Annotated in this window: 20 protein-coding genes; 11 read left to right on the forward strand and 9 right to left on the reverse strand. The window is 67.4% G+C overall.

Features of this window, described 5'->3' with window-relative positions; genetic code table 11:
• Positions 1–114 precede the first annotated feature (114 nt).
• From ACFWBU_RS16125 to ACFWBU_RS16135, 3 genes are all read left to right on the forward strand, one after another.
• Positions 115–1152: an alpha/beta fold hydrolase gene (locus ACFWBU_RS16125; protein ID WP_169620662.1), complete on the forward strand. Its 1038-nt coding sequence runs from the start codon at positions 115–117 to the stop codon at positions 1150–1152.
• Between the two features lie 76 nt (positions 1153–1228).
• On the forward strand, positions 1229–3733 hold the full coding sequence (locus tag ACFWBU_RS16130) for a DEAD/DEAH box helicase (RefSeq protein ID WP_378528721.1): 2505 nt from the start codon (positions 1229–1231) through the stop codon (positions 3731–3733).
• A 38-nt stretch (positions 3734–3771) separates the two neighbouring features.
• Positions 3772–4551: a LysR family substrate-binding domain-containing protein gene (locus ACFWBU_RS16135; RefSeq protein WP_378528722.1), complete on the forward strand. Its 780-nt coding sequence runs from the start codon at positions 3772–3774 to the stop codon at positions 4549–4551.
• 7 nt (positions 4552–4558) lie between these two features.
• Here ACFWBU_RS16135 and ACFWBU_RS16140 read toward each other — a convergent pair whose 3' ends face one another.
• On the reverse strand, positions 4559–5488 hold the full coding sequence (locus tag ACFWBU_RS16140; RefSeq protein WP_169620659.1) for a hydrogen peroxide-inducible genes activator: 930 nt from the start codon (positions 5486–5488) through the stop codon (positions 4559–4561).
• 174 nt (positions 5489–5662) lie between these two features.
• Between ACFWBU_RS16140 and ACFWBU_RS16145 the strand changes: the two genes are divergently transcribed.
• Positions 5663–6253 carry a peroxiredoxin gene (locus ACFWBU_RS16145; RefSeq protein WP_169620658.1) on the forward strand — a complete coding sequence of 197 codons (591 nt, stop codon included), beginning with the start codon at positions 5663–5665 and terminating at the stop codon, positions 6251–6253.
• Entirely contained in the window at positions 6250–6783 is a 534-nt protein-coding gene (locus tag ACFWBU_RS16150) for a carboxymuconolactone decarboxylase family protein (RefSeq protein ID WP_169652381.1), read from the forward strand. Before ACFWBU_RS16145 ends, ACFWBU_RS16150 begins: the two co-directional genes overlap by 4 nt.
• 72 nt (positions 6784–6855) lie before the next feature.
• On the opposite strand, the gene ACFWBU_RS16155 is transcribed toward ACFWBU_RS16150, so the two are convergent.
• Positions 6856–7578 carry a hypothetical protein gene (locus ACFWBU_RS16155; protein ID WP_169620656.1) on the reverse strand — a complete coding sequence of 241 codons (723 nt, stop codon included), beginning with the start codon at positions 7576–7578 and terminating at the stop codon, positions 6856–6858.
• Positions 7579–7628: 50 nt separating this feature from the next.
• On the opposite strand from ACFWBU_RS16155, the gene ACFWBU_RS16160 reads away from it, so the two are divergent.
• Positions 7629–7892, forward strand: coding sequence for a hypothetical protein (locus ACFWBU_RS16160; protein WP_169620655.1), 264 nt, complete (start codon positions 7629–7631; stop codon positions 7890–7892).
• Between the two features lie 4 nt (positions 7893–7896).
• Here the strand turns inward: ACFWBU_RS16160 and ACFWBU_RS16165 are convergent, their stop codons facing one another.
• Positions 7897–9159 (reverse strand): aspartate aminotransferase family protein, encoded by a 1263-nt coding sequence (locus ACFWBU_RS16165; RefSeq protein ID WP_296551188.1) that lies wholly within the window; start codon positions 9157–9159, stop codon positions 7897–7899.
• Positions 9160–9296: 137 nt separating this feature from the next.
• Between ACFWBU_RS16165 and hrpA the strand changes: the two genes are divergently transcribed.
• On the forward strand, positions 9297–13190 hold the full coding sequence (gene hrpA, locus ACFWBU_RS16170; protein WP_378528723.1) for an ATP-dependent RNA helicase HrpA: 3894 nt from the start codon (positions 9297–9299) through the stop codon (positions 13188–13190).
• Between the two features lie 21 nt (positions 13191–13211).
• Here the strand turns inward: hrpA and nrdR are convergent, their stop codons facing one another.
• Together nrdR and ACFWBU_RS16180 are read right to left on the reverse strand one after the other, a co-directional pair.
• Positions 13212–13682, reverse strand: coding sequence for a transcriptional regulator NrdR (gene nrdR / locus ACFWBU_RS16175; RefSeq protein WP_296551190.1), 471 nt, complete (start codon positions 13680–13682; stop codon positions 13212–13214).
• A gap of 197 nt (positions 13683–13879) precedes the next feature.
• Positions 13880–14311: a hypothetical protein gene (locus tag ACFWBU_RS16180; protein ID WP_378528724.1), complete on the reverse strand. Its 432-nt coding sequence runs from the start codon at positions 14309–14311 to the stop codon at positions 13880–13882.
• 372 nt (positions 14312–14683) lie between these two features.
• Between ACFWBU_RS16180 and lexA the strand changes: the two genes are divergently transcribed.
• A complete protein-coding gene (gene lexA / locus ACFWBU_RS16185; protein WP_296551193.1) occupies positions 14684–15409 on the forward strand; it encodes a transcriptional repressor LexA in 726 nt (241 codons plus the stop codon).
• Positions 15410–15508: 99 nt separating this feature from the next.
• Here the strand turns inward: lexA and ACFWBU_RS16190 are convergent, their stop codons facing one another.
• The 4 genes from ACFWBU_RS16190 to ACFWBU_RS16205 all read right to left on the reverse strand — a co-directional run bounded on the left by ACFWBU_RS16190 (position 15509) and on the right by ACFWBU_RS16205 (position 21100).
• A complete protein-coding gene (locus tag ACFWBU_RS16190) occupies positions 15509–16651 on the reverse strand; it encodes an acyl-CoA dehydrogenase family protein (RefSeq protein ID WP_378528725.1) in 1143 nt (380 codons plus the stop codon).
• 104 nt (positions 16652–16755) lie between these two features.
• A complete protein-coding gene (locus ACFWBU_RS16195) occupies positions 16756–18063 on the reverse strand; it encodes a uracil-xanthine permease family protein (RefSeq protein WP_378528732.1) in 1308 nt (435 codons plus the stop codon).
• Between the two features lie 139 nt (positions 18064–18202).
• Positions 18203–19273, reverse strand: a complete 1071-nt coding sequence (locus tag ACFWBU_RS16200) for a DUF2776 family protein (RefSeq protein WP_378528733.1) — start codon at positions 19271–19273, stop codon at positions 18203–18205.
• A 159-nt stretch (positions 19274–19432) separates the two neighbouring features.
• A complete protein-coding gene (locus tag ACFWBU_RS16205) occupies positions 19433–21100 on the reverse strand; it encodes a phosphoenolpyruvate--protein phosphotransferase (protein WP_378528726.1) in 1668 nt (555 codons plus the stop codon).
• Between the two features lie 113 nt (positions 21101–21213).
• On the opposite strand from ACFWBU_RS16205, the gene ACFWBU_RS16210 reads away from it, so the two are divergent.
• The 3 genes from ACFWBU_RS16210 to ACFWBU_RS16220 are packed head-to-tail and all read left to right on the forward strand — an operon-like array spanning position 21214 to position 25103.
• The gene (locus ACFWBU_RS16210; RefSeq protein WP_378528727.1) at positions 21214–21981 is read left to right on the forward strand and encodes a DeoR/GlpR family DNA-binding transcription regulator; all 768 of its coding nucleotides are present in this window, start codon (positions 21214–21216) and stop codon (positions 21979–21981) included.
• Positions 21978–22979 (forward strand): 1-phosphofructokinase family hexose kinase, encoded by a 1002-nt coding sequence (locus tag ACFWBU_RS16215; RefSeq protein ID WP_378528728.1) that lies wholly within the window; start codon positions 21978–21980, stop codon positions 22977–22979. The genes ACFWBU_RS16210 and ACFWBU_RS16215 overlap by 4 nt, the downstream gene beginning before the upstream one ends.
• Before the next feature lie 9 nt (positions 22980–22988).
• On the forward strand, positions 22989–25103 hold the full coding sequence (locus ACFWBU_RS16220; RefSeq protein WP_378528729.1) for a fructose-specific PTS transporter subunit EIIC: 2115 nt from the start codon (positions 22989–22991) through the stop codon (positions 25101–25103).
• The last annotated feature ends 5 nt before the right edge of the window (positions 25104–25108 follow it).

The raw sequence follows: 25108 nt of genomic DNA on the forward strand, positions 1-25108 counted from the left end.
CACATACACTCGGTACGCTCTCGCGGCATGCAAGAGTGACTCCGGGCGGCGATTACCGTCAGGTCGAGAAACCGGCCGTACGTAGGTGCCTCCCCACGTCGGCAGGAGACGGTGATGACCACAGCGCGTCCGAGGAAGCTCCGCCCGGTTCCCGACAAGGAACCGCGCATGGTCTTCCGCACGATCCACGGCTACCGGCGCGCGTTCCGGATGGCCGGCAGCGGGCCTGCGCTGCTGCTCATCCACGGTATCGGTGACAACTCGTCGACGTGGACGGACGTGATTCCGCACCTCGCCGAGAAGTACACCGTGATCGCCCCCGATCTGCTCGGCCACGGCCGATCGGACAAGCCGCGAGCCGACTACTCCGTCGCCGCGTATGCCAACGGCATGCGTGACCTGCTGTCGGTGCTCGGGATCGACAAGGTTACGGTCGTCGGCCACTCCCTCGGCGGCGGAGTCGCGATGCAGTTCGCGTACCAGTTCCCGGGCAGGGTCGAGCGACTCGTGCTCGTGTCGTCGGGCGGCGTCACCAAGGACGTCCACCCTGTCCTGCGCATGGTGTCGGTACCCGTCGTCAGCGAGGTGCTCAAGCTCCTGCGCATACCGGGTGCGATGCCCGCCATGAGGCTTGCCGGCTCCGCGCTGGGCCAGCTCAACAAGTCGCCGCTCAAGCCCGGCGCACTCCTGCACGACGCCTCCGACCTGGTACGTATCCTCGGCGAACTTCCGGATCCGACGGCGTGCCAGGCCTATCTGCGGACCCTGCGGGCGGTTGTCGACTGGCGTGGCCAGGTGGTGACCATGCTCGACCGCAGTTACCTCACCGAGGATCTGCCGGTGCAGCTGATCTGGGGCGACCGCGACAGCGTCATTCCGGTGGGGCACGCTTACCTCGCGCATTCCGCGATGCCCGGTTCCCGGCTCGAAGTGTTCCGCGGCGCCGGCCACTTCCCGTTCCGGGACGATCCCCTGCGTTTCCTCCGGGTCGTGGAGAACTTCCTCGACAACACCGCTCCCCTGCAGTTCGACGAGGAGAGCTGGCGGAAGCTCCTCGTCTCCGGGGTGAGCGAATCGCGCATCACCGGCGGCCCGGCCACCCGCATGGCCGTGCTCGACGTGATGGAGTCCGACGAGCGCAGCGCCACGTAGCAGGCCTCGCGGTCCGCTGCCGCGACGGAACGGCAGCGCGGAAAGGCCCTCGCCACCGGGCGACTAGCCTGGAGCAGTGCTGCTTCCCGATCTGATACCCGACCCCGTCGACGACGACACCCTCTTCGACGCCTTCACCTCCTGGACGACGGATCGGGGACTGTCGCTCTACCCGGCGCAGGAGGAAGCGCTGATGGAACTCGTGGGCGGTTCGCACGTGATCCTCGCGACGCCCACGGGGTCGGGCAAATCGATGGTGGCGATCGGAGCCCATTTCTTCGCGCTCGCGGCCGGCAAGCGCACGTTCTACACCGCACCGATCAAGGCGCTCGTCAGCGAGAAGTTCTTCGCATTGTGCGAGGTCTTCGGAGCCGACCGGGTCGGGATGATGACCGGCGACGCCTCGGTGAACCCGACCGCCCCGATCATCTGCGCGACCGCGGAGATCGTCGCCAACCTCGCGCTGCGTGAAGGCCCGGACTCGGACATCGGCCAGGTGGTCATGGACGAGTTCCATTTCTACTCCGACCCCGACCGCGGATGGGCCTGGCAGGTGCCCCTCATCGAACTGCCCCACGCGCAGTTCCTGCTCATGTCCGCGACCCTCGGGGACGTGTCGTTCCTCCAGAAGGACCTCACTCGTCGCACCGGGCGCCCGACCGTCGAGGTCTCGGGGACCGAGCGACCGGTGCCCCTGACCTTCTCGTATTCGCAGGCCCCCATCGGTGAAGCGATCGAAGAGCTGGTCACCACTCACCAGGCACCGGTGTACGTCGTCCACTTCACCCAGGCCGCCGCGCTCGAGCGTGCCCAGGCACTGACCAGCGTCAACATGTGCACGAAAGCCGAGAAGGAGGCGATCGCGGCCGCACTCGGCGAATTCCGGTTCTCGACGGGATTCGGCAAGACCCTGTCCCGGCTCGTGCGGCACGGCATCGGCGTCCACCACGCGGGAATGCTGCCCAAGTACCGGAGATTGATCGAAAAGCTCGCGCAGGACGGTCTTTTGAAGGTGATCTGCGGCACCGACACGCTGGGTGTCGGAATCAACGTTCCGATCCGCACGGTGCTGCTCACCGGACTGACCAAGTACGACGGCACCCGCACGCGGCAGCTCAAGGCGCGTGAATTCCACCAGATCGCGGGCCGCGCCGGCCGGGCCGGGTACGACACCATGGGCACGGTCGTCGTGCAGGCGCCCGAGCACGAGATCGAGAACGTCCGGGCCCTCGCGAAGGCGGGCGAGGACCCGAAGAAGCGCCGCAAGGTGCAGCGGAAGAAGGCGCCGGAGGGGTTCGTCTCGTGGGGTGAGGGCACGTTCGACAAGCTCATCGTCGCGTCGCCGGAACCGATGCAGTCGCGGTTCGCCGTGAGCAACTCGATGCTGCTCAACGTGATCGCGCGGCCCGGCAACTGTTTCGACGCCATGCGGCATCTGCTCGAGGACAATCACGAACCCCGGCCCGCGCAGCGCAAGCACATCCTCAAGGCGATCTCCCTCTACCGGGGTCTGCTCCAGGCCGGTGTGGTCCAGCAACTCGACGAACCCGACGAATACGGCCGCAGGGCCCGGTTGACGGTCGATCTCCAGCGCGATTTCGCGCTGAACCAGCCGTTGTCGCCTTTCGCACTGGCCGCGATCGAACTGCTCGACATCGATGCTCCCGGCTACGCCCTCGATGTCGTCTCGGTGATCGAATCGACGCTCGACGATCCCCGGCAGATCCTCATGGCGCAGCAGCACGCGGCACGCGGGGAAGCCGTGGCCCAGATGAAGGCCGACGGTATCGAGTACGACGAGCGCATGGAATTGCTGGAGGAGGTCACCTGGCCGAAGCCGCTCGCCGAGCTGCTCGATCCGGCGTTCGAGACCTATCGCGGGGGCCATCCCTGGGTGTCGGAGACGCCGTTGTCCCCGAAATCGGTGGTGCGCGACATGATCGAGCGCGCGATGACCTTCTCCGAATTGGTGAGCCACTACGGTCTCGCGCGATCGGAAGGGCTCGTGCTGCGGTACCTCGCCGACGCCTACCGCGCGCTGCGCCAGACGGTGCCGGACGTGGCGCGCACCGAGGAACTCGAGGACATCATCGAGTGGCTCGGTGAGCTCATCCGGCAGGTCGATTCGTCCCTGCTCGACGAATGGGAATCGCTGACGAACCCGGGTGTCGAATCGGACGACCAGCAGGTCGCGTTCGGGGCCGACGTTCCGCGGCCGCTGTCCGCGAACACGCGTGCCTTCAAGGTCATGGTCCGCAATGCGATGTTCAAGCGCGTGGAACTCGCGGCGCGCCGCCGTTGGTACGACCTCGCCCAGCTCGGTGACGGTCTGGATGCGGAGGACTGGGAGGACCTCCTCGAGTTGTACTTCGAGGAGTACTCCGAGATCGGTACCGGGTCCGACGCCCGTGGGCCGCAACTCTTCTCGGTGGAGATGGACACCGACGTGTGGCGGGTCCGCCAAACGCTGCACGATCCTCAGGGCGACCACGGATGGGCACTGCTCGCCGAGGTCAACCTCGCGGAGTCGGATGCGGCAGGCGAGGTGGTGTTCGACGAGTTCGAGGTGGCAGAGGGCTGACGCGGTTCGGGCACGCGCCGTACCGGTAACCTGACCAGGTGAACGAAGAGTCCGCGCAGGCGTTCCGGCTGGCCTATGTCCCTGGGGTCACCCCCACCAAGTGGGTCCGGGTGTGGATCGAACGTATGCCGGACGTCCCGATCGAACTCGTCCCCGTGGAACCGACGGCGGGCGCCGACCCCCTGCGGGACGGAACCGCGGACATCGCTCTGCTGCGCCTGCCCCTCGAGCGGGACGGACTGTCGGTGATCAACCTCTACACCGAGGCCTCCGTGGTGGTTGTTCCGAAGGAACATGCGATCGCCGCGGTCGACTCCATCTCCGTCGCCGATCTCGCCGACGAAACGGTGCTGCACCCGCTCGACGACGTGCTGGACTGGGCCACCTTCCCCGGCGAAGAGGCGTTCGAGCGACCCGCCGACACGGAGACCGCGATCTCCCACGTGGCCTCCGAGGTCGGTGTGCTCGTCACTCCTCAGTCGCTCGCCCGCCTCCACCATCGCAAGGACCTCACCTACCGGCCCGTCACCGATGCGCCCGCATCGCAGGTCGGGCTCGTGTGGATGACCGAGAACACCACCGATCTCGTCGACACGTTCGTCGGTATCGTCCGCGGCCGCACCGCCAACAGTTCCCGGGGACGGCAACAGGATTCGGAAACCCCCGCGGAGAACACCAAGGACCGCAAGGGTCCTCGGCGCGGGGAACGACAAGGATCCCAGCCGCGGCGCGTCGTCGGCGACAAGAAGCCCAAGGCACGAGGCGGCAAAGCCACCCGGCCCAAGGGTTCGGGCCGGCCCCGCAAGGGACGCGGCTGACGCGCACTCAGGCGATGGGACGGACCTGCGGAGGCAGTTGCATCCTGATGAGATCGGCCAGCGCCCGATAGTCGGCCGCGCGGGCGGTGGACGACCGGACGACCAGCCCGACGGTGCGGCTCGGCGCGGGAGATGCGAAGTACGCCATCGCAAGATCTCCGCGCGCCGTCTCGACCGGAATCGACGACGCGGGAACGAGCGTGATCCCCAGTCCCCCCGCGACGCACCGCACGACGGTCGCGAGGGATGTCGCGCGGGTGTCGCCGGCCACCGGCCGGGCGTCGACGGACCGGCACAGATCGAGTGTCTGGTCACGCAGGCAGTGCCCCTCGTCGAGCAGCAGCAAGGGGGCGTTGTCGAGAGCGGAGAGCGGCACGTCCGTACGACCGGCCAGCTCGTGCCCCTTGGGCACGACGAGCACGAAGTCCTCGGAATACAACGGCATTTCGACCACCCCGGAGATGTCGGAGGGCAGCGCCACCACCGCAGCGTCGAGTGTCCCCGCCCGCAGCGCTCCGAGCAGCCGCGCGGTCTGGTCCTCGACGACGTGGAGCACCAGGTTGGGCATCGTCACACCGAGCGCGGGAAGCAGATCCGGCAGCACGTAGGGGGCGACCGTGGGTATGAACCCCAGACGGAGCGGGCCGGACAATCCGTCGGAGGCGCCGGCGGCCGCGGCGACGAAACCGTCGGCCGCGTCGAGGATCACCTGCGCCTGCGGCAACAGTCGTGCGCCCGCCGGAGTCACCAGCACGCGACGGGTGCTGCGCTCGATCAGATGGACCCCGAGACCGTTCTCGAGAGCCGCCAACGCCTGAGAAAGAGTGGGCTGGCTCACATTCAATCTCGTAGCCGCAGTACCGAAATGGCGATACTTCGCGACTGCCACGAAGGCACGCAGCTGCGACAGGGTGGGTTGATAACTCTGATCGGACACGCCTATCAGTCTAGTGCCACCAATCACCTTTACCTTTTGAAAGGTTTCCGGCAAGATGGTTTTCATACCGGAGAACGGTCCGACAGGATCGTCCGGTAACGCATGATTCCGTGCCGACCGGCGCGGAAGCGCGTGATCGACTCGCTTGTTCACGACTTATCGAGAGGACCGAGAATGGCACTGCTGACCATTGGCGATCAGTTCCCCGCTTTCAATCTGAAGGCCCTCGTCGGCGGAGACCTGACCCAGGTCGACGCCACCCAGCCCGATGACTACTTCACCACCATCACCAGCGACGACTACGCCGGTAAGTGGAAGATCATCTTCTTCTGGCCCAAGGACTTCACCTTCGTGTGCCCGACCGAGATCGCCGCATTCGGCAAGCTGAACGACGAGTTCGCCGATCGTGACGCACAGGTGCTCGGCGCTTCCGTCGACAACGAGTTCGTCCACTTCCAGTGGCGCGCACAGCACGAGGATCTCAAGACCCTCCCCTTCCCGATGCTGTCGGACCTCAACCGTGAGCTCGTCTCGGCCACCGGTGTTCTGAACAAGGACGGCGTCGCCGACCGCGCGACGTTCATCGTGGACCCGAACAACGAGATCCAGTTCGTCTCCGTCACCGCCGGTTCCGTGGGCCGGAACGTCGACGAGGTCCTCCGTGTCCTCGACGCTCTGCAGTCCGACGAGCTGTGCGCATGCAACTGGAAGAAGAACGACCCGACCCTCAATGCGGGTGAGCTCGTCAAGGCGGCGCTGCAGTGAGTGTCGAGAACCTGAAGAACGCTCTGCCGGAGTACGCCAAGGACCTCAAGCTCAACCTCGGCTCCCTTGCGCGTTCGACGGAACTCAACGAGCAGCAGCTGTGGGGCACGTTCCTCGCCGCCGCGGCCGCGACCAAGTCGCCGACCGTGCTCAAGGAGATCTCCGAAGAAGCTGCCGACGTGCTGTCCGCGGAGGCGTACAACGCCGCCCTCGGTGCCGCGTCCATCATGGGCATGAACAACGTCGCCTACCGAGCCAAGGGTTTCCTCGGTGACGACTACGCCCAGGTGCGGATGGGTCTGCGGATGAACATCATCGGCAACCCCGGCGTCGAGAAGTCCGACTTCGAACTGTGGTCGCTCGCGGTCTCCACGATCAACGGCTGCCACGATTGCACTGCTGCGCACGACAACGTCGTCCGCAAGGAGGGCCTCACCAAGGAACAGGTCTGGGAGGCCGTCAAGATCGCGGCAACCCTGCAGGGTGTCGCCCAGGCGATCACCACCGCCGAGCTTCTCGCCGGCGTTTGATCCGCCCTTCCGTTCGCTGAAAAGGACCCCTCCTCGGAGGGGTCCTTTTTTGCGCCGTCCCCGGTGCCGCGGTCATTCGGGAGGCGCAGCGCTCGCGGTGCCGCCGAGCGCCCGCCCCGTGGCGAGATCCTCGTCGTCGAGCAGAACCTCGATCTCGCCGCCGAAGTCCACGCCGGGCGCGAGGGGAAGCCGGTCCCCACTCCAGAACCGGCCCGGGTCGTACCAGTTGCTGCCGCGCCGCCGTTGCTCGAGCAGCCCCATTTCTTCCATCGTCACCGCCACCACCTCTGCGCAGTAAGCACTTTCGAGACCGCCTCCCCCGGGCACCCGGTCTCGTGCCGTCTTCCGGCTCAGCGGGAGCCGGCCGGCGAACCAGCGGCCCGTCAGCTTGGCGGTGGACGGGAACGGAGTGCCGTCGAGCCGGGCGACCGTTCGGAGCAACTGGTCCTCCTGCTCGGTGCTCACCGGCACGGAGATCTGCCGCAGCCATGCACGCTGCCCGTAGCGGGCGCTCCAGACCTGCACCGCACTGCGCAGGTCGTGCAACTGCACGCCGCGCTGGTGGCGGCCGGTCCACATGTCGGGCAAGGTTTTCCCGAGTTCCGCGTGCCACATCAACGGCGGCAGGTCGTCGAGCACGACCGCCATCCCGACGTGATTGACCGGAGCGTTGGTGAGGGCTTGGATCGCGCGATCCGCACCGCTGCTGCCGCGGAAGATCCAGAGATCGCCGGTGCGGGCGATGGACACCGCGTCGTCGAGGGTGATCTGCGACCGAGCCGGGTACGTGGGCATACCCGACAGCCTTCCACGCCGCGCGTGCGCACGACGCTAGGGTCGGGGGCATGGCACTTCGCGGCAGACAGTGGTGGAAGCTTCTCGGCTTGGCCGGAGTCGTGGGCGTCGCCGCGACCGGAGCGGTGACTCTGCGTGCGGAACGCAAGCGCCGCAGTTACACCCCCGACGAGGTGCGCTCGCGCCTCCACGAACGGTATGCGCGGGCCGTCGCGCAGCAGGACGGCCGCGGCGACCTCCCGCTCACCCAGGTCCCCGCGGGCGCACCGGCCCGGATCCGCCGTGTGCTTCGGCGGATCCGGGATCGCGGCTGAGCGGTCAGCCCAGCGCTGCGGCGAATCCGTCCGCGAGGTCGCGGACCTGCTCGTCGGTCATGACGAACGACGGCGAGATCTGCAACGCGCCCTGTCCTGCCGCCCGCCCCGAGATGCCGTGCGCACGGAGCTGTTTCACGAATTCCGGCGCCTCTGCCGGGTCGGTGAGCTGCACCGCTGCGACGGCTCCCAGTCCGCTGCGGACCTCCGCGACGCGAGGATGGTCGGCGAGCGGAGCCAGGGTCTCGTGCAGCGTCTTCTCGAGGCGCGCCGACTCGGCGAGCAGATTCTCGCGCTCGAGGATGTCGAGGTTCGCCAGAGCGGCCGCAGCGGCGGCGGCGTGGCCGCCGTACGTGTAGCCGTGACGCCACCACACGCCGCCCGCAAAGAAGGGCTCGGCCACCCGGGGAGCGATGAACACCGCACCCATCGGAAGGTAACCGGACGTCAGTCCCTTCGCGGTCGTGACCATGTCCGGCTGCAGATCGAACCGGGAGGAGGCGAACCACGAGCCACCGATCCGGCCGAAGCCGGTGACGACCTCGTCGACGACGAACAGGATGTCGTGCTCACGGCAGATGTCGCGGATCTCGGCGAGGTAGCCGTCCGGCGGCAGGTACACCCCGCCCGCGCCGATGATCGGCTCGCAGAAGAACGCCGCGATCGTGTCGGCACCGACCTTCTCGATCAGCGCGAGCAGTGCTTTCGCGTCGTCCCAGGTCACTGTCGCGGTGTCGTCCCACAGCCGGCCGTATCCGTCGCCGTTGACCGGGATACCCGCCAGCGAGGTGCCGCCGACGTGCATGCCGTGGTAGGCCTTCTCGCGTCCGACGAGCAGCGTCTTCGTGGGTTTGCCGACCTCCTGCCAATAGCGTCGCGCCAGTTTCGCGGCCGTGTCCACCGAATCGGAGCCGCCGGAGGTGAAGAAGATCTTGCTGCCCGGAACCGGAGCGATCGTCGCGAGGCGTTCGGCGAGTTCGACGGTCGGCTCGGAGGTCAGGTCACCGAAGTTCGAGTAGTGGGCCAGCTTCCCGATCTGGTCCGCGACAGCCGTCGCGATCTCGGTGCGCCCGTGCCCGACGTTGGTGAACCACAACCCTGCCGTCGCATCCAGGTAGCGGGTGCCCGCGTCGTCCCAGATGTAGGCGCCCTCACCACGGGCCACGACGAATGCGCCGTCACGCTCGACCACGCCCATATCGGCAAATCCGTGCCACAACGCGCCCACGACCAGCTCCTGTCCACGACCAAGATTGACGCCGGTCATCGTATGCGGCGACCGCGGTCGGGGCGCACACGCCCCGGCCCGGCACCGTGTTCCCTCGAGCCGGTCCCCGGTTTCCGGTTCGGCGCAGGCCTCCGCGAGCCCCGGGCCCGGGCGTTTCGCTAGGCTGTGTACTCAGCATGCCCATCTCCCCTGCCCCGAACCGCCGCGACCTGAAGTCGGCACTCGCCGACGTGTCGCTCCGCGACGAACACCGCCTCCGCCGCCGTCTCGACCGCGCACGTGGCGAGGACGCACTCGCCGGCATCGCCGCCGAGATCGAGCGCGCCCGCGGGCGTCTCGCCGACCGTGCCGCCGCGGTCCCGGCGATCACGTATCCCGAGGACCTGCCCGTTTCCCAGCGCAAGGACGACATCGCCGCGGCGATCCGCGACCACCAGGTCGTGGTGGTCGCAGGTGAGACGGGATCGGGGAAAACCACCCAGATTCCCAAGATCTGTCTCGAACTCGGTCGCGGGGTTCGCGGTCTCGTCGGCCACACCCAGCCGCGCCGGATCGCAGCCCGCGCGGTGGCCGAGCGGCTCGCCGAGGAACTCGGCTCGGAAGTGGGCGACACCGTCGGCTACACCGTGCGCTTCACCGACGAGGTGTCCGGGTCGACACTGGTCAAGCTGATGACCGACGGCATTCTGCTTGCCGAGATCCAGCGCGACCGCATGCTGCGCCAATACGACACCCTCATCATCGACGAGGCGCACGAACGCAGCCTCAACATCGATTTCCTGCTGGGATATCTCCGGCAGTTGCTGCCGCGACGGCCCGACCTGAAGGTGATCATCACCTCGGCCACCATCGATCCCGAACGTTTCGCCCGGCATTTCGCCGATGCGGACGGAACGCCGGCGCCGATCGTCGAGGTGTCCGGGCGGACCTATCCGGTGGAGGTGCGCTACCGGCCGCTCACCGTGGAGATCGGCGACCAGCTCGTCGACCGCGATCCCGTCGACGCGGTGTGCGAGGCGGTCGAGGAACTCCAGTCGGCCGGGGACGGCGACATCCTGGTCTTCCTCTCCGGCGAACGCGAGATCCGGGATACCGCCGACGCGCTGCACGACCGCAAACTCCGCAACACCGAGATCCTGCCGTTGTACGGCAGGCTCTCCGCCGCCGAACAGCACCGCGTGTTCTCCTCCCACACCGGCCGCCGGGTAGTCCTGTCGACCAACGTCGCGGAGACGTCACTGACGGTTCCGGGTATCCGCTACGTCGTCGATCCGGGTACGGCGCGCATCTCCCGCTATTCGGTGCGCACCAAGGTGCAGCGTCTCCCGATCGAGGAAATTTCCCAGGCCTCCGCTCGTCAGCGCGCGGGCCGATGCGGACGTGTCGCCGACGGAATCTGTATCCGGCTCTACTCGGAGGATGATTTCGAGAGTCGGCCGGAGTTCACCGAGCCGGAGATCCTCCGCACGAACCTGGCCTCGGTCGTGTTGCAGATGACCGCACTCGGTCTCGGCGACATCGGTTCGTTCCCCTTCGTCGAACCACCCGATCCGCGTGCGATCCGCGACGGTATCGCGCTGCTCGAAGAACTCGGAGCGCTCGAACCGGCCAAGCCCGGGGAATCTCCGCGGCTGACCGCGACAGGACGTGAAATCGCCCGGTTGCCGGTGGATCCGCGCATGGCCCGGATGATCGTCGAGGGCCATCGCAACGGATGTCTGCGCGAGATCCTCATCATCGTCTCGGCGCTGTCGATCCAGGACGTGCGGGAGCGACCCTCGGAGTTCCAGCAGGCGGCCGACGAGAAGCACGCGCGCTTCGCCGTGGAGGGCTCGGATTTCCTCGCCTTCCTCCGCCTGTGGGATTACCTGAAAGAACAACGGAAAGAGCTGTCCTCCAGCCGCTTCCGGAGAATGTGCCGCGACGAGTTCCTCCATTGGCTGCGCATCCGTGAATGGCAGGATCTGCAAGGGCAACTGCGCCAGATCACCGTCTCGCTCGGCTGGGAGACACATCACCGGACCGTGAGCGACGAGGCGATCCACCGCTCGCTCCTTGCCGGCCTGCTCTCGCACGTCGGCCTCCGCGAAGGCGACAAGCGCGATTACCTGGGCGCCCGCGGTACGCATTTCGCGATCTTCCCCGGCTCGTCCCTGTTCAAGAAACCCCCGCGGTGGGTGATGGCCGCAGAATTGGTGGAAACATCGCGGCTGTGGGCACGGATGGTCGCGCGCGTCGAACCGGAATGGGTCGAAAAACTCGCTCCGCATCTGATCAAGCGGACGTACTCCGAGCCGCACTGGTCCATCAAGCACGAGTCCGCGATGGCGTACGAGCGCGTCACCCTCTACGGCATTCCCCTCGTCGCCCAACGGCCCGTGCAGTACGGACGGATCGATCCCGAGGTCTCGCGTGAGTTGTTCATCCGCCACGCACTCGTCCAGGGCGAGTGGCGGACGCGCCACAAATTCTTCCACGCCAACCGGGCACTGCTCGAGGACGTCGAAGAACTCGAGCACCGCGCGCGCCGGCGCGACATCGTCGTCGACGACGACACGCTCTTCGAGTTCTACGACGAGCGGGTCGGTCCGGACGTCGTCTCCGCCCGGCACTTCGACACGTGGTGGAAGAAAACCCGGCACTCCCAGCCCGACCTGCTGACGTTCACCCCTGAAACCGTCGTCAACCAGGATGCCGCCGCGGTCCTCGAAGGGGACTACCCCGACGCCTGGCGTCAAGGGGAGATGCAGTTCCCGCTCACCTACCAATTCGAGCCGGGCACCGAGAACGACGGTGTGACAGCACGGATTCCGGTCGCACTGCTCGCCAACGTCCGCCCCGTCGGCTTCGACTGGCTCGTTCCCGGGATGCGGCAGGACCTCGTCACAGCGCTGATCAAAACGTTGCCGAAACCTCTTCGGCGCCAGGTTGTTCCCGCACCCGACTATGCGGCCGCGGTGCTCGCGTCGGTGACTCCTCGCTCCGAACCGCTCGTCAATGCGGTCGCGCGTGAATGCTCCCGGCTCGGCAACTGCCGTATCGAACCGGCCGACTTCGACCTTGCGGCCCTCCCCGACCATCTCCGCATGACTTTTGCGGCGGTGGACGAGAAGGGCACGGTTCTGGCGCACAGCAAGAGCCTGACCGAACTGCGGGCTCGACTGTCCACCCGGGTCGATGCGGAGGTGTCCCGGGCTGCGTCGGGCACCGAACGCGCGCCCGCAGTGGTCTGGACTGCGGAAACCCTCGGCACGCTCGAGCCGACCGTCACCCGCAGTGTCGGAGGCCAGCAGGTCACCGGTTACCCGGCGCTCGTGGCGGAGGGTTCGGGCGTGGCGGTCCGAGTCCTGAGCACCGCGTCGGCCCAGGCTGCCGCGACCCGACTCGGACTGCGGACGCTGCTCCTCGCGACCGCACCGACGAAGTCGAAAGCCATCACCTCCGGCCTCACCAACGCCGAGCGCCTCGCCCTCGGCCGCAACCCCGACGGGTCGTTCGACGCGCTGGTCGAGGACTGCCGCGCGTGCGCGGTGGACGAGATGATCGCTGCGCACGGCACGCCGGTACGCACACCGGCCGAGTTCGAGGAACTCGCGAGAACGGTTCGTAGCCGTCTTCCCGGTGCGGTCGCCCGTCTGCTCCGCGCAGTGGTCCCGGTCCTCTCGGGCGCACACGAGGTCAGCGTCGCACTCGAGCGGGTCCGCGGTGAGGCCGCGGACGACGTACGAGAACAGTTGTCCTCACTGGTCTTCCCCGGATTCGTGACCGACCTGGGTTCGCGCCGCCTCGCGGAACTGCCCCGCTATCTGGCGGCAGCGGTGCAGCGCCTCGATGCGCTGCCCGGTGGTTCCCAACGCGACGCGCAGGGCATGGACGTCCTGGACCGCGTGTACTCCGCGTACGACCGGTTGCTGGCACGGCTTCCCGAAGGACGCCGAACGGCGCCCGACGTCGTCGATATCTACTGGATGATCGAAGAGTTGCGCGTGAGCCTGTTCGCACAGGGCCTGGGTACCCGAATCCCGGTGTCCGAGAAGCGGGTCCTCAAAGCGATCGACGCCGTCCGCTGAGCGGAAGCGCAGACCCCGCGCTCAGTCGGCTTCGGGAACGCGCTGGGTCTGGTGCTGACGAAGTTCCGTGATCTCGCGCTCGAAATCCTCTGCCGAACTGAAGGACCGATATACCGACGCGAAACGCAGATAGGCGACCTCGTCGAGATCGCGCAACGGGCCGAGGATCGCCAGTCCGACCTCGTGACTGGGCACCTCGGGCGAGCCCTTGGCACGGATCGTGTCTTCGACCTGCTGAGCCAGTTTGTTGAGCGCATCGTTGTCGACGTCGCGCCCCTGACATGCGCGGGCGACACCTCGGACGACCTTTTCGCGGCTGAAGGGCTCGGTGACCCCGCTGCGCTTGACCACCGACAGAACGGCGGTCTCGACGGTGGTGAAACGGCGGCCGCATTCGGGGCATGCCCGGCGGCGACGGATCGCGGCACCCTCGTCTGCCTCGCGCGAATCGACCACCCGAGAATCGGGATGGCGGCAATACGGGCAGTGCATGTGGGTTCCTTCGTCGCTGCCGTGAGGGCCGCGACGCCGGCGTGGAACCGAAGCCGTCCTGGCGGAATCGCTACCACCCTCGGGTGCAGTGATGCCGACGCGACCACACGGGGTGGTGTGACTGACAGTCCACGACAATACCCGCATGTCCGGTTCGGCCGGGTGAGGCGGGTCGCCGGACGGCGTCGCCACCGGAATCACCCCCGGTCCGGCGCGGGCACCAGGAGTCGATGGCCCGAGGTCAGGTCCCCCGCGTCGAGGTCGTTCATCTCCGCGATCCGAGCGAGCGTGAGATCGACCGGAGCGTCCGGATCGACCCGCACAGCCAGCGCAGCAGGCGTCTCCCCGTCGCGTACCTCCGTCACGACTGCCGAGCCCGCGCCCGCCGTCACCTGGCTCGTCCGAACGTGCGCGACCGTGAGCAGCGCGCCGGTGGCGATCGCGCTGAACAGCACCACGGCGATCATCTGCCGCCACGTGACGCCGTCGGATACCGCTCGCTGCGACGGACGCGCCGCCACGATCCGGGTGCGCCGGAAGAGCGGATCCACCTGCGGCGCACGACCGGACCGGACACGCTCGTCTCCCGCCCACAAGGCACCGGCACCTCCTGGTGTCGCACGGGACATGAGCCGTGACGGCTGTCGCGTGCGGTTCCGTGCCGGTTGTCGCGTGCCGTTCCGTGCAGGTTGACCCGTACGAGGATGTGCCGGCGGCACCACACCCCCCGCTCGACTGTGCGCCGCATTCCGCCGAACCGCTGTTGCACCCATCGGAACCTCCGTGTGCGTTCGCCTTGTCGATCATACGTTCGATACCGTGAGGGTATTCGATCATCCGTTCGAACGAAAGTCTGTTCGAATTTCTATCACAGGGCGCGACGCACGTCACCCGTTCGCCGCATGAATCTCGAACAGGTGTTTGATATACGCGGGCGATGTCGATAGATTCGGTAGGTAACACCAATCGCATCCGACACTCGACCCACGGAGGTCACGACCATGGCGGACGGCAACTCCGCGGCAGGCCGGAGCCGGAAGGCGGCCGACGACACGACACCCGGCCTCACCGAGCGCCAGCGCCGCGTCCTCGAGGTGATCCGGGACTCGCTCACGGTTCGCGGGTATCCCCCCAGCATCCGGGAGATCGGCGACGCCGTCGGACTCAACTCCACCTCCTCGGTGGCGCACCAGTTGCGCACACTCGAGCGCAAGGGATTCCTGCGGCGTGACGCCAACCGTCCGCGGGCCGTCGACATCCGCGGACTCGACGACAACGGCTCGGTGACGGCTCCTGCCGAGACAGGCTCTGCCACGACGATCGTCGCGACCTCCGACCCCGATCTCATGGCCTCGGCCGCGATGGTGCCGGTGGTCGGGCGGATCGCCGCCGGCGGCCCCATCCTCGCAGAGGAGTCGGTGGAAGACATCTTCCCGCTCCCCCGCGAACTCGTCGGGCAGGGTTCGCTGTTCCTGCTCAAGGTCGTGGGTCAGTCCATGGTCGACGCGGCGATCTGCGACGGGGACTGGGTGGTCGTGCGGCAGCAGAACGTCGCCGACAACGGCGACATCGTCGCGGCCATGCTCGACGGCGAAGCCACCGTCAAGACTTTCAAGCGCGTGAAGAACGACGTGTGGCTCATGCCGCACAATCCCATGTTCGAGCCCATTCCGGGCAACGACGCCGTCATTCTCGGCAAGGTCGTCACGGTCATCCGCAAGATCTGAACGTCTGTTCCCGGACATGACGAGGCCGGGGTGCCGTCCGCATAGTGCGGGGCACCCCGGCCTCGTCCGATCCGGTCACCGGCCGAGCCGGTACGAAGGTCAGATCTCGAGTCCGCGCCCGATGACTTCCTTCATGATCTCGTTCGTTCCGCCATAGATCTTCTGCACGCGCGCGTCGAGGTAGGCGCGTGCCACGGGGTACTCACGCATGTAGCCGTATCCACCGTGCAACTGCAGGCAGCGGTCGATGAGCTCGACCTGCTTGTCGGTGGTCCAGTACTTCGCCATCGCGGCTTCCTGCACGGTGAGCGTGCCGGCATTGAGTTCCTCGATGCACTTGTCGACGAAGACACGCGCGAGCTTCGTTTCCGTCGCCAGTTCGGCGAGTTCGAAGCGGGTGTTCTGGAACTTGCCGATCGGCTTGCCGAAGGCCTTGCGGTCGCGGCAGTACTGGATCGTGTCCTCGAGGACCTTCTCCATCGCCGCAGCAGCGACGACTGCGATCGACAGACGTTCCTGGGGAAGGTTCTGCATCAGGTAGATGAAGCCCAGTCCCTCTTCGCCGAGGAGGTTGGCCGCCGGCACCCGCACGTCGGTGAAGTGCAGTTCCGCGGTGTCCTGGGCATCGAGGCCGATCTTGTCGAGGTTGCGTCCCCGCTCGAAGCCGGGCATACCTCGCTCGACGACGAGCAGCGAGAACCCCTGCGCGCCCTTGTCGGGGTCGGTGCAGGCCACGACGATCACCAGGTCGGCGTTGATGCCGTTCGTGATGAAGGTCTTCGAGCCGTTGAGCACCCAGTCGTCGCCGTCGCGTACCGCGCGGGTCTTGATGCCTTGCAGGTCACTGCCGGTGCCCGGCTCGGTCATCGCGATCGCGGTGATGATCTCGCCGGAACAGAAGCCCGGCAGCCAGCGCTTCTTCTGCTCTTCGTTGGTGAGCGCGAGGAGGTACGGCGCCACCACGTCGTTGTGCAGCATGAAGCCGACGCCGCTGAAGCCGCCTCGCGTGGTCTCCTCGGTGAGGACGGTGTTGTAGCGGAAGTCGTCCACCCCGCCGCCGCCGAATTCCTCCGGCACGGCCATGCCGAGGAAGCCCTGCTCGCCGGCCTTCTTCCACACCTCACGGTCGACGATCTTGTCCTTCTCCCACTGCTCGTGGAAGGGGGCCACCTCCTGTTCGAGGAACTTCCGGTACGACTCCCGGAAGAGTTCGTGCTCGGGCTCGAAAAGGGTGCGTTGCATCTGCGCTCCTGTGTGTGACGGCTTTCGACACCCCCAACCGTATGCACGGAAATGTGTGGTGACGCTGACAGGAGCGAGCGAGTTTTGTGACCGCGCACGCACCCTCAGCGACGAAGGTCACTCAATCGCCGAAGGATCGGGTACGCGATGAGGATGCCGATCGAGCCCCAGGCGATGCCCCCGAGCTCCACCGAACCGACGGACAGAGTGAGGTCACCGATGCCCGCGACCAGCGCCGCCGCGACGACGGTGAGATTCACCGGGTCGGTGAAGTCGACCTTGGCGTCCATCCAGATCCGCACGCCCAGAAGGCCGATCAGGCCGTACAGGACGAGTGTTGCGCCGCCGAGCACGCCGTCTGGCACGGTGAAGACGAGTGCGCCGAACTTCGGCGAGAAAGCCAGGACCACGGCGGTCACCGCCGCGACCCAGTAGGCCGCGGTCGAGTAGACACGAGTGGCAGCCATGACACCGATGTTCTCGGCATACGTCGTGGTTCCGGATCCGCCGCCGGCGCCGGCGAGGGTGGTGGCGAGTCCGTCGGCCAGCAGCGCATTGCCCGCCACGTCGTCGAGGTTCTTACCCGTCATGGCGGCTACCGCCTTGACGTGCCCGACGTTCTCGGCGACCAGGACGATGACCACGGGAAGCGTCAGCAGGATCACGGAGAGTTCGAACGTCGGCCCCCGCAACTCGGGCAGCCCGAACCACGCAGCCTCGCGCATGGCGTCGACGCGCTCGGATGCGAGCGATCCGGTCAACGCGGCGAAGATCCACCCGACGACGACGCCGACGAGGATGCCCAGTCGCCCGAGCATGCCCGGTCCTACCACGGTGACGAGAAGGATCACGACCAGTGTCACGAAGGCGATCAGCGGCTGCGCTTCGAACGAACCTGCCGCTGTGGGGGCGAGATTGAGGCCGATGAGTGCCACCACCGCGCCGGTGACCACCGGCGGCATGACGGCATCGATGACATGGGCGCCAAGCGCTTTGACGAGCAGGCCGATCAATGCGAGCACGACGCCGGCGACCAGGATGCCGCCGAGTTGAGCGGCGGGACCCGAACCGGCGGATGCGGTGAGCGGCGCGATGAACGCGAACGACGAACCGAGGTAGCTGGGCACCCTCCCACGGGTGAGTATCAGGAACAACGCGGTGCCGATACCGGAGAAGAGCAGCGTCGTGGTGACCGGGAAGCCGGTGATGGTGGGGACGAGCAGCGTCGCTCCGAACATCGCGATCACGTGCTGCATCCCGATGCCGATGGTTCGCGGCCACGACAGCCGCTCGTGCGGTGCGACGACCGCACCCTTGTCGATATGGCGTCCGTCGCCGTGCAGCGACCAACCCAGACCGCCGAAGCGTCGGCTCTCGGTGCCGCTCTCGCGGTCTCGCTCGGTCCCGTCCACTCGCTCGGACCCGCTCTCTCGCTCGGTCCCGTTCTCTCGCTCGGTCCCGTCCTCTTGTACGTTCACGAAACGCAATGTTAAGGCTCAGCGCCCACTGCCGCCCAGGTCGCCCCACCCGAGGTCGGCGACGCAGTGCGAATCAATCCCCGGATGAGGTGCCACTCTCCAAGATGCTGACGATGGAATAGAGCGAGAAGCAGATCGCGCCGAGCCCCACCAGCACCCGGGCGGCGATGAACACACTCTCGTCGTCGACGGCTGCCTGGAAGACGAATGCGGCCAGGAAGAGACACGTCAGCGCCGTCACGACCGGCAACAGCGGAACCCTGTTGGCGAGTTCGAACGTTCGGCGCCAGACGAGGGCGAGCAGGCCGACCTTGCTCAGAATGCTGAAACAGACGAGCCCCAGCCCGACCATTACGAAGCCCGGCGTCCGATAGTAGTCCGGCCCGTTCCACGCGAGCAGAACGATGCCCCAGACGAAAGCGATCGTCCCCGCCGCGATCACGAGCCAGGGCCAGATGATCCGGTGCCGAGGGCGGTAGGTGTCCTGGATCTGCCGCACGATGCTCACGACCAGCCCGATCAGCGCCGTACAGATCAGTGCCAGTCCTGCGACGACGTGCCCCACGGTGAAACGCGCGGGCGTCGTCCCGAGTACCAGGTTGGTGATCGCAAAGGCCCAGGCCACGATCGCAAGTACCACGGGAATCAGGCACAGCACCAGCGCGGTGGTCGGAGAGAAGGCCGTTTCCGGAGGCTCTCTGTCCCCCTCCGGCTCCGGTAGCTGTGAATTCTGCGGGATGAGCGAGAATTTCGTCGACGCGGTGGCAACGGTCGCGACACACCCACTGATCAGTCCGAGTCCGAACACCACGTGACCCGCCACATAGTCCGGGCTCTCCCCCGCACTCGATGCTCCGAGGAAGAGTGAGATGCCGTACGCGGCGGTTCCGATCGCCGCCGCGTATCCGAGCACCGGATAGAGGATCCGGTCGGTCTCGTTGAACCGGCCGATCAACTGGCGGATGATGGTCGCCGCAGTGCAGAACAGGCAGAGGCAGATCGCCCCGAGGAATGTCACCACCCTGCCCGCGACAAAGTTTGCCGGGTCGTCTGCCGCTGTCCAGACGTCGATTCCGTAGCCCACGCAGAGGGCCGCCATAGCGAGAGGGATAGCCCGGAACAGAACGCTCACCCAATAATTCATGCGGGTCACGATCCTCTCCACGCCGGCGGACCACGTCCCGGACCGCATGGCCGTCGGTGATGTCGAAGTCGAGCACGGAACCGGTTGTGCCTTCGAGAGTCCCGAGCAGCAAATTACGCTTCCCGCAACGTGACCGTTCCTGTTATCGCAGGATTCGCGTCACCCCAGGATCCGCAGCGCGGCCGATCGCGCGGCCGTCGCATCGACAGCGGTCGACACCGCGTCGGCCGCTTCTCGGCAGCGGTCCATGGTCACGGTGGACAAGCGCGCTCCCACCGAGCCGACCGCGGACGCCGCGCACGAGAGGGACGTCACGCCCATCCCGGCGAGCACACACGCAAGTAGAGGATCGGCACCCGCCTCTCCGCACACGCCCACCGGTTTGCCGACGGCTGCACCGGCCCGGGCGGTGTGCGCGACGAGCATCAGGACGGCCGGTTGCCAGGGTGTGGTGAGCGCAGCGAGCTGCGGCGACATCCGGTCCGCCGCCATCGTGTACTGGGCCAGATCGTTGGTGCCGATCGAGAGAAAGTCGACGTGTTCGAGTAATCGGTCGGCAAGCAGAGCGGCAGAAGGGATTTCGACCATGACACCCGGGGTTAGGTTGCGTTCCCGGACCAGTGCTGCGAACTCCGCGGCTTCGTCGATCGTCGCGATCATCGGAGCCATCACCCATGGGGACGCACCGGTCCGGATGGCAGCGTCGGCGACGGCGTCGAGCTGGCGTTCGAGAATGCCCGGTGCGGCCGACGTGATCCTGATGCCGCGAACACCGAGAGCCGGGTTCGACTCCTCGGGGTGGTTCGCGAAGCGCAACGGCTTGTCGGAACCGGCGTCGAGGGTGCGGACGACGACCTTGCGTCCGGCATACGCGTCGAACACCTCCGCGTAGATGTCGGCCTGTTCGGCCACCGTGGGCTCGGTTTCCCGGTCGAGGAAACACAATTCGGTACGGAACAGGCCGACACCCTGCGCGGGAGTCTCGCGCGCGGCTCGTGCGCCTGCCCCGTCCTGCACGTTGGCGAGGATATCGACGGGGTGACCGTCGGCGGTGGCGCCCGGTCCGGTCCATGCAGCGGTGCGCTCGCGCTCGGCGCGGTCGCGGCTCACCGCCTCGTCGGCCTCCTGCCGATTCGGTTCGATCACGATCCGCCCGGTGGCACCGTCTACGAGGACCGGCGTCCCGGGCGGGATGTCGTCGAGGCCGGTAGCCGCAACGACACACGGGATGCCGAGTTGGCGCGCGATGATCGCGGTGTGGCTCGTCGGACCTCCGAGAGTGGTCGCGATGGCCACCACGAGTGCGGGATCGAGGCCTGCTGTATCGGCGGGGGCCAGGTCGTCGGCGAACAGCACCGACGGCACGTCCGGGGTTTCGAGGCCGGGTTCGGGGAGACCCTGCAGTTCGGAAATCACACGGTCGCGCACGTCGAACAGGTCGGTGACACGTTCCGCCTGAAGACCGCCCATCTTCTCGAACACGGCAGCGAACTGTTCCGTGGCTGCGGTGGCAGCGGAGACGGCATCGGACCCGGAACGAATGCGGGTGGTGGCAGCACCCTTCCACGCGCGGTCCTCGGCGAGCATGGCGGTCGCGGCGAGCACCTCGGACGCGGCGCCGGACGCCCGGGACGAACGGACACGGAGACGTTCCGCGACATCGGCGACCGCACTTTCGAACCGGCCTACCTCCGCTTCCCGGGCCGTGTCCGGAATCGACACGGGATCCGGTGACACGATCGGCCGCGGAGCAGGGCGGATGACCGGGCCGAAGCCGATGCCCGGAACAACCGGTGTTCCGGACAGGACGCGTGCGGTGTTGCCCATGGATACCTCCTCGCAGGGGATCAATGTGATCGAGATTACTCCGAACCCTTGACATGTCAACACAGACGGGCGTAAAACAACATAAAGCAACAGAAAACCTCGAAGGAGTGTGGGTGTACGCGGAGGAACGCCAACAGGCGATAGCGGACCTGATCGGTCACAGAGGACGCATGTCCGTGGCCGCGCTCGCCGATCGGTACGGCGTCACCACCGAAACCGTGCGACGGGACCTCGCACTGCTCGAACGACTCGGCCACGTGCGCCGGGTCCACGGTGGCGCCATTCCCTTCGCGGCCCTGACGGTCACCGAACCCGCACTGGCGGACCGGGAACACTCGCGGGCCGACCAGAAGAACCGGATCGCCGCCGCAGCGGCCGCATTCCTCCCGTCCTCCGGCGGAAGCGTCGTCTTCGATGCCGGCACCACGACCGGCAGGATGGTCTCGGCCCTGCCCACCGACACCGAACTCACCGTCGCGACCAATTCCGTACCCATCGCCGCCCGCCTCGCCGCGCTTCCCTCCGTGCAACTTCATCTGATCGGCGGACGCGTGCGGGGCGTCACGCAAGCCGCAGTGGGACCGGACGCCGTGCAGTTCCTCGAGATCCTGCATGTCGACGTGGCGTTCGTCGGAACCAACGCGCTCACCGTCGAACACGGCCTCAGCACGCCCGACGCCGATGAAGCCGCCGTCAAGCGCGCCATCGTCCGCTGCGCGGAACGCGTTGTGGTGGTGGCTGATTCATCCAAGATCGGACGGAGGACTCTTCTGCGATTCGCACCTCTTGCCGCCGTCGACGTTCTCGTCACCGACAGCGACATCGACGAAACGGACCTGAAGCAACTCGCCGAACACGGAATCGAGGTGGTGATCGCGTGATCGTCACATTGACTGCCAATCCCAGCCTGGATCGCACCGTCGGACTCAACGGCGCGCTCGTGCGCGGTGCGGTTCTCCGCACCACCGGAACGACGGTCGACCCGGGAGGGAAGGGCATCAACGTCGCCCGCGTCCTGCGCCGTGCCGGACGCGACGTGGTCGCGGTTCTTCCCGCCGATCCCGGTGATCCGCTGCTGACCGCTCTCGACGAGCGCGCGGTGCCGTACCGGGCTGTCGCCACCTCCGGGCCGGCCCGCAACAACATCACGATCGCCGAACCGGACGGCACCACCACCAAGATCAACGAACCGGGGAACACGTGCACGGGTCGCACCCTCGGCGAACTCCACACGGCTCTGCTCGACTCCGCGCGCGACGCGTCCTGGACGGTCCTGTGCGGTTCGCTGCCACCCGGTATCCCCGACAGCTGGTACGCCGACCTGGTCACGGCACTGCGAAGCCTGGGATGCCGCATCGCGGTAGACACCTCGGAAGCCCCGCTGCTCGCGCTCGCGGAACAGTTTCCCGCAGCGGCGCCGGATCTGATCAAGCCCAACTCCGACGAACTCGCCCAGCTGACCGGCGCCGACGCAGTCACGTTGGAGGCGCGCGCCGCAGCCGGTGATGTCGGCCCGGTCGTCGACGCCGGCCGGGTTCTGGTCGAGCGGGGCGTCGGAGCAGTTCTCGCGACACTCGGGGCGGCAGGCGCAGTCCTCGTCACCTCCGACGGTGCGTGGCACGCATCGACGGCCCCGGCGACGGTGCGCAGCACCGTGGGCGCCGGGGACTCGTCCCTGGCCGGCTACCTCGTCGCAGAGCGTGCCGGGCACGGAAGCGCGGACCGCCTGCGGTACGCGGTCGCGTACGGCAGCGCCGCCGTCGAATTGCCCGGCACCGAACTTCCCGGACCCGAATCCGTCGATCCGAACGCCGTGCGCATCACCGGCCTTCAAGACCGCCCGGAGCCACCCACCCGCGCTCTCCCCTCACACCCGTAAGGACACGTCATGACACACAGCGCATCCGATCCCGGCGACCGCCCGGCGATCATCGACGCTGATCTCATTTCCCTCGACGTCGATCTGGGGTCCGACAAGGCGTCGGTCATCTCGGCACTCGCCGGACGCCTCGGTGCTGCCGGTCGCGCATCCGACGCCGAAGCACTCGCTGCATCGGTCCTCGACCGGGAAGCCAAGTCGGCCACCGGTCTTCCCGGCGGGCTGGCCATTCCCCACGCCCGGGCCGACTCCGTCACCACGCCTTCCCTGGCCTTCGCCCGATTGTCGCCGAAAGTCGATTTCGGGGCTCCCGACGGCCCGGCCGACCTGGTGTTCCTCATCGCCGCCCCCGAGGGCGCCGGTGCCGATCACATGAAGGTGCTCACCGCGCTCGCGCGGGCGCTGGTGCGGCCGGACTTCGTTGCCTCGCTGCGCGACGCGAAGTCCGCCGACGAGGTCATCACTCTGGTCGAGAGCGTCCTTCCGCCCCGGACACCGGGAACAGGAAGTGAACCGCAGCCGGCCGCAGCCGCCGCGGCCCCGCCGGGTGCCACCACGGAGAACCCCACGGGCGCTGTGGCCGGCACCCACGCGCGGGAGGACGCCGAGGCGTCGACCTCTCCCGATTCCCGGACGATCGTCGCGGTGACCGCGTGCCCCACGGGTATTGCCCACACCTACATGGCCGCAGACGCATTGACCGCTGCCGCCGAACGCGCCGGAGTGACCCTGCGCGTCGAGACGCAAGGCTCGAGCGGCAGCACACCGCTTCCCGCCTCCGCGATCGCCGACGCGGACGCGGTGATCTTCGCGACGGACGTCGGAGTCAAGGGACGCGAACGCTTCGGGGGTAAGCCCGTGATCGCCTCCGGAGTCAAACGCGCGATCAACGAACCCGACGTCATGATCGCCGAGGCGCTGCGCGCCGCGTCCGATCCATCGGCCCGCACCGTGGAAACCGACACGTCCGCCGCGACACCGGAAGGCGGCGACACGGGATCCGATCTGGGCTGGGGCACCCGCCTGCGGCAGATCCTGCTCACCGGCGTGAGCTACATGATCCCGTTCGTCGCGGCCGGCGGCCTGCTCATCGCACTCGGCTTCCTTCTCGCCGGACACGAGATCGGCGACTTCGCCGCCGACATCGTCCTCGACAACAGCCTCACCAATCTCCCCGACGGTGGCCTGACAACCTATCTCGGCGCGGTGCTGTACCAGATCGGGTCGCTGGCATTCTCCTTCCTGGTGCCGGCTCTCGCCGGATACATCGCGTTCGCGATTGCCGACAGACCAGGCCTGGCACCGGGTTTCACGGCCGGCGCCGTCGCCGTCTTCGTCGGAGCCGGGTTCATCGGTGGCCTGATCGGTGGCCTGATCGGCGGCTTCGCCGCGCTGTGGGTGGCCCGTATCCCGCTGCCTGCCTGGGCTCGGGGCCTGATGCCCGTCGTGATCATTCCGCTGCTCGCGAGCCTCATCGTCGGCGGCCTGATGTTCCTCGTGCTCGGACGCCCGCTCGCGGCGATCACCTCGGGATTGACCAACTGGCTCAACGGCCTCTCCGGAGGCTCGGCAGTACTGCTCGGCGTCATCCTCGGCCTGATGATGTGCTTCGACCTCGGAGGGCCGGTCAACAAGGCCGCCTACGCGTTCGCCGTCGCGGGACTGGACGTGAACAACCTCGCGTCGCTGCAGATCATGGCCGCGGTCATGGCTGCCGGTATGGTCCCGCCGCTCGCGATGGCGCTGTCGTCGCAGATCCGGCCGCGTCTCTACAGCGAGGCCGAACGCGAGAACGGTAAGGCCGCATGGCTGCTCGGGGCGTCCTTCATCTCGGAAGGCGCGATCCCGTTCGCAGCGGCGGACCCCTTCCGCGTGATCCCGTCCATGATGCTCGGCGGGGCTCTCACCGGCGGCCTCGTCATGGCCACGGGCGTCACGTTGTCCGCCCCGCACGGAGGACTGTTCGTCCTCTTCGCGATGGATCACGTGGTGTGGTTCCTCGTGGCGCTGGTGGCGGGCACGATCGTGGCAGGAATCGCCGTCACGATCGCCAAGGAAGTCACCCACACCACCGACGCCATCGCCGACAAGTCCGATTCTCAGCCCACCGCAGTCCGTTCCTGAACCCG

Source organism: Rhodococcus sp. NPDC060084, assembly GCF_042730335.1.
Classification (GTDB): Bacteria; Actinomycetota; Actinomycetes; order Mycobacteriales; family Mycobacteriaceae; genus Rhodococcus.